Source organism: Marinobacter sp. L-46 (genome assembly GCF_056859535.1).
The window spans coordinates 1-4,555 of sequence record NZ_JBSXOP010000029.1; the positions used below are offsets into that span (position 1 = coordinate 1).

Below are 4,555 nucleotides of genomic sequence, written 5' to 3' on the forward strand. Positions count from 1 at the left end.
TCTGGTTGTGAAAGAGCATGCAGGTTAGACTCGGACATGGCGTATCATTCCTCTGTTGGTTGTGATCTTGGCGGTGATCAACCAACAGGATACGCCACCCCTTCAGCCTGCTTCCATACACCAGAAATCACCATAACTCTCGAAACCACAACCATCCGCGGAACTACTGACAAATACGTGAACGTTGTCGCTTGCCCCGCAATGGTTGAAGCTATTGGATAGCGGGCGACCCAGGACGTTAACCAAGAACATTCCCGTTTTGGAAATTATTAAACGTGGAGTTTTTTCGAAGCGCTTCTCATGGTCCTGATAGTACGCCACAAAATCTTCACCCTCTTCTACTGCATAGTCCGGATAATAAACGCCCCAATAAGCCTCGCGTATGGGAGCCGATTTGGAGGTAGCCCATAGCGCCGGATTAATCAGTACAGGAATTCCTAGTGCAACCGTAAGCATGCCAAGTATAGGCAACCGGCGATTCCAGAAGCTGTTCATGGCGGGCAAGAACGAAACAGCCAAACCAAGCCAACCTAAGAACAAGCAACTTGCGAGAGCAATCCTGCCGTCGAAAAAAAGTGAGATAATTACGAAAGGCCACGTCAGAAACCCCATCAGCAAGCCTTTACCAATGAGGGTAATACGATCTCCATCGCGAAAAGGCACACCGAAAAACACGGTCAGCCATCCAACCACACTGCTGACAAAGAAGACGATCAGGAACCCGATGTCCAGAGCCCTATTCTCGATTCCCAGAAAAGAATATCCAGAGCCGCCGGCCACTGTCGTCGCTACATAACTGAGAAGAACGAGCGTTGAGGGTAAGAAAAGAAAGGCTGAAATATACTGCATTGATAGTAACGTCCGTGTTTTCTCAACTCTTATTAAAGTGCTAAGCTCTTCCTCTGAACTTGAAAACCTCACATATTTATCGTCGGAATTACTTGTCGTACAGCGTCAGAGTATTGCACTCCGTTAATCAGTTTATTGGCTCCGGGTGGTTGATGACGCAGCGGAAGCCCATACCTGCAAAATCTACGGGTCGACCACCCCGCGCGAAAACAGTCCCACCGCCTCCAAACCAGTCGCCACGGCCGCCCCAATCTCGCACCGTTTTACTGGGCAGTCCCTCACCGGACGGTGAGTCTGGGCCTCGCGGATTATCATAAGGAGCATATCTATAGTAATCCTCCTGAAACCAATCCTGCGTCCATTCCGCTACGTTTCCCGTCATGTCGTATAGGCCTAACGGATTTGGTGGGTAGCTGCCAACCGGGCGCCGCTCGAACTTCAGCGAAGAGTGCATTAGGGTGTTGCCAGAGGGCGGTATCGAAGGGTCAACATACTCTTTTGGGCGGCGCAGGTAGGGATCCCTCTCGACATCTCCTGTATCCGTGGCATAGGGCACCTCCCTCCCCCGGCTTCGAGCCGCATACTCCCACTGGGCTTCGGTAGGCAAAGCAAAAGGCAGCCCGGTACGTTCTGCGAGCCAAGCGCAATACCCCTCAGCCTCTCCGTAATTTGGTACTCGGGCGGGCTTCCGGTAATAGTTCGGTGACAAGGGGTCATCCGAGACTAACAAATACTTTTTGAGCGTAAATTCTTCTGCGTACAGGTGACGTCGATCGAGTTCTTCGTAGTAAACCGCCATCTCGCCCCAAGTCGTCTCGTATCGAGATATGGAGTAACTATCGACTCTAACTTTGACTACAGGGCGGCTATGGTCAGTCAGAGTCACGTAAGGGCTACCGTCAGGCTTCCCAATATCTCCAAGAACAAACTCACCGCCTTTCACAAACACCTGATTGTCTGTTGCCTGTTCCAGTACGAGAGAAACTGGATCATCCTCGCCGCAGCCAGAAATAAACACTTGCACTACTACCAAACAAGCTACTTTCAGTGGATCAACACCCGACATCTATCAACGCCTCCTAAGCTATCCCGCATATTCGACAGGCATTAAATGGGTCCATTTTGACTGGTCTACCCGCGATTGCGACTTTACTCCTCAGCTCATAAATGAATAACCTTTGATCAGCTTCACCTTTTCCTACGAACTGAAATAGGCGATCAAGGTTCACTTGAAAATCCTCACGATTGGCAACGCCCTCCGGATTCATCCGAAATACCGTTTCTTCGAAATCACGCCAACTCTGAAACGATGCAAGAATCTCACTCACAGCTTGAATCTTTATATCGTTACTACTCCAAATGTCGGGGGTAACCCACCAATCGTAGAGAATATTGTCCAAGACTATGCCTTTGACTTCCGGAGGGGAATGCAAGAAAACGGCGTTCTCTTCTAGAGCGAGATCACTGACAACATTTTGAGCAAGCTCTGCTCCCAACCGCTCACGATTCCGTCCAACGAATACATCTTCTACAAACTCAGCAAGCCCCGCCACCAAGCTCGTTGAAAACTCCTGAGCTGCCGCAACAGCAGTTAGCCCACGTCCTAATGCAAACAAGCTCATCCGTTTATACCAACCGAACGCTTCCGACTCAGGATCGAATAACTCCAAATACCTGAAGTCCACATCAAGCAACGCGTTATATACAAAATGCAGCATTCGCATAATTTTCTGGGTTTCTACTTCCAGAAGAAAACTTCCTGAGGCTCCGACACCCACGACGAGCCCTGCATGGACATTGCAGTAGAACTTTCCTGTGTTATCACTGAATAACAACCGAATATTAAGCTCCGCTCCCGCGCCAAACGCAGCCTCGACCTTCTTCCCGATACTGCAGAGCTTATCCCACTCTCGCGCTTCAGTTAGAACATCTCTCCAGCGCAGCTCACCTGAAACTTCACACCCGCCTCGGATACCCGCAAATACACCACCTTCTATCTCTGCTTTCTGCCCGTTCTGCCTAGCAGCAATTCCTTTGATAGTTGGGAGACCATCGGTAGTAGATACATGAACGTTACCGGCAACAAGTGCTGAGGCACCGGCAAATCCCGAAAGGGAAGCCATAATCGCCGCCTGAAAATACCCCAGCGAAGCAATTCTCCGCTCGCCGTCCCAACCGCCAACCCGGTAAGGGATCTGGATTTCCGACCGATTATTCACAGGAAATGCCTGCTCTATACCCACTTTGCCTTGCGCCAGAGCAAACTGCCCTTCTAACCTCGCTTGAAAGTGAACTTCGCCTTTTCTCGGATCAAACTCACCAGAAGCACTTCCCCCCGCGGCAAATCGCATGAACTGAGCCTCAGCCGACGCATCAAAGCCAGTTTCGTCGATCGCTTTTTGTCTTGCCTCGGCATCACCCCAGATCGACCAGGACGCCTCATCGTAAAACTTGTTCAATGTCGTCATGAGGGCACCATTCTGATCAGGCTCCCACAATTTTGCGTTGAACTTGATGTTTAGCTCACTTCGAATGGCATCCTTCAGTTTTGCCGGGTCAACACCATTCTCGGTTAACCATCCATCACTCCTCGCCCGGTCTCTTGCCGCTATGGAATAACGTCGCCGGTGATTCTTCATTTTGTCCGAACGCACAAACGTAACATGTCTATTACCGGCCAATCTTTTGATCTCAGTGATCGGCGGTATGCTCTGCATATCGTTAGTAAGAACAGATCGCGCTTCTAGCTCTTCAATTAGGCGCTCTTTCTCTTCCTGAACTTCCGACAGCAACTGACCTTCACCATCAGTCGGACTCAATTCTGAATACTGGTCGCCGTCGTTGAGTTTATCCAACTTTTTATAAAACTCATTGATTGGGCCACAAACGAATTTTTCTTCGTCAAGCCACTCGGAGAGCTCCTCTTTCGTCAACAGGATCAACTCATCAGAACCCGTGACATGGACAACTTCCACAATTTCTTCTGTACATGATGGTTCCTGAGCAACCTGTCCGACCTCGCAGCTGGAGAAATCTGCGTCGTTCGCAGCGGGAAGTTTGAGCCGCTGCCCGGGAAAAATCCGATCAGGATTGTCGATATCCGGATTCAGTCTCAGGAGGCTGCTTAAGGTAGTTTGGTGTCGCTGTGCAATTGCACTGAGGGTGTCGCCGGACTTGACGGTATACTCGGAACTCATGAGGCAACTCCATATGCCAAACGTTTATCCACTTCACTCAAGCGCATACCTGCTGGCATTTCAGGACTGGACAAAATAGCCTGAAATTCTGGATGCTCAATGCGCTCTCCGTGCACTACAGCGAGCTCTGCAAATCGGCTTACGTCTTTCTCTGTACGGAACCCAAACGAGCTGGCCTGCTGAATCAGCGCGTTCACTCTGGATGTATCATTTAGACAAAGATATCGGGCCAACCTGGTTGCGAACTCTTCTCTGGCCATCGCTGCCTGGGCCTCAATATGGTGATCAGCAAGAACAAACCAGCCTTCTTCAGAAGCCAGCCTGGCTGGTCTCTGGCCATCTGCACTGAATCGCCGCCATTGACCATCACCTGAATCCGTGACTTCAACGAGCTGAACTCACGCCCAAAGCCTGCAATAACAAGGCTTAGAGCGATATAATAGCATCTGACACCCATTCACCCAGTTAGTGCTTTCGGCTCATGCGTACCTTCACTCTCCAGCAATCCC

Annotated in this window: 4 protein-coding genes; all 4 read right to left on the reverse strand. The window is 50.2% G+C overall.

The window, feature by feature from the left end; translation table 11 throughout:
• Positions 1-102 precede the first annotated feature (102 nt).
• Positions 103-849 (reverse strand): hypothetical protein, encoded by a 747-nt coding sequence (locus tag AC13DJ_RS02560; RefSeq protein ID WP_482933544.1) that lies wholly within the window; start codon positions 847-849, stop codon positions 103-105.
• A 127-nt stretch (positions 850-976) separates the two neighbouring features.
• Positions 977-1,915: a formylglycine-generating enzyme family protein gene (locus AC13DJ_RS02565; protein WP_342632019.1), complete on the reverse strand. Its 939-nt coding sequence runs from the start codon at positions 1,913-1,915 to the stop codon at positions 977-979.
• Between the two features lie 13 nt (positions 1,916-1,928).
• Positions 1,929-4,046 (reverse strand): LysM peptidoglycan-binding domain-containing protein, encoded by a 2,118-nt coding sequence (locus tag AC13DJ_RS02570; protein ID WP_476131322.1) that lies wholly within the window; start codon positions 4,044-4,046, stop codon positions 1,929-1,931.
• The gene (locus tag AC13DJ_RS02575; protein WP_482933545.1) at positions 4,043-4,243 is read right to left on the reverse strand and encodes a hypothetical protein; all 201 of its coding nucleotides are present in this window, start codon (positions 4,241-4,243) and stop codon (positions 4,043-4,045) included. Before AC13DJ_RS02575 ends, AC13DJ_RS02570 begins: the two co-directional genes overlap by 4 nt.
• Between the last annotated feature and the right edge of the window lie 312 nt (positions 4,244-4,555).

Bases quoted from the DNA above. Each gene is read 5' to 3' on its own strand.
- AC13DJ_RS02565 (WP_342632019.1), bottom strand. From the start codon at position 1,915: ATGTCGGGTGTTGATCCACTGAAAGTAGCTTGTTTGGTAGTAGTGCAA.
- AC13DJ_RS02570 (WP_476131322.1), bottom strand. From the start codon at position 4,046: ATGAGTTCCGAGTATACCGTCAAGTCCGGCGACACCCTCAGTGCAATT.
- AC13DJ_RS02560 (WP_482933544.1), bottom strand. From the start codon at position 849: ATGCAGTATATTTCAGCCTTTCTTTTCTTACCCTCAACGCTCGTTCTT.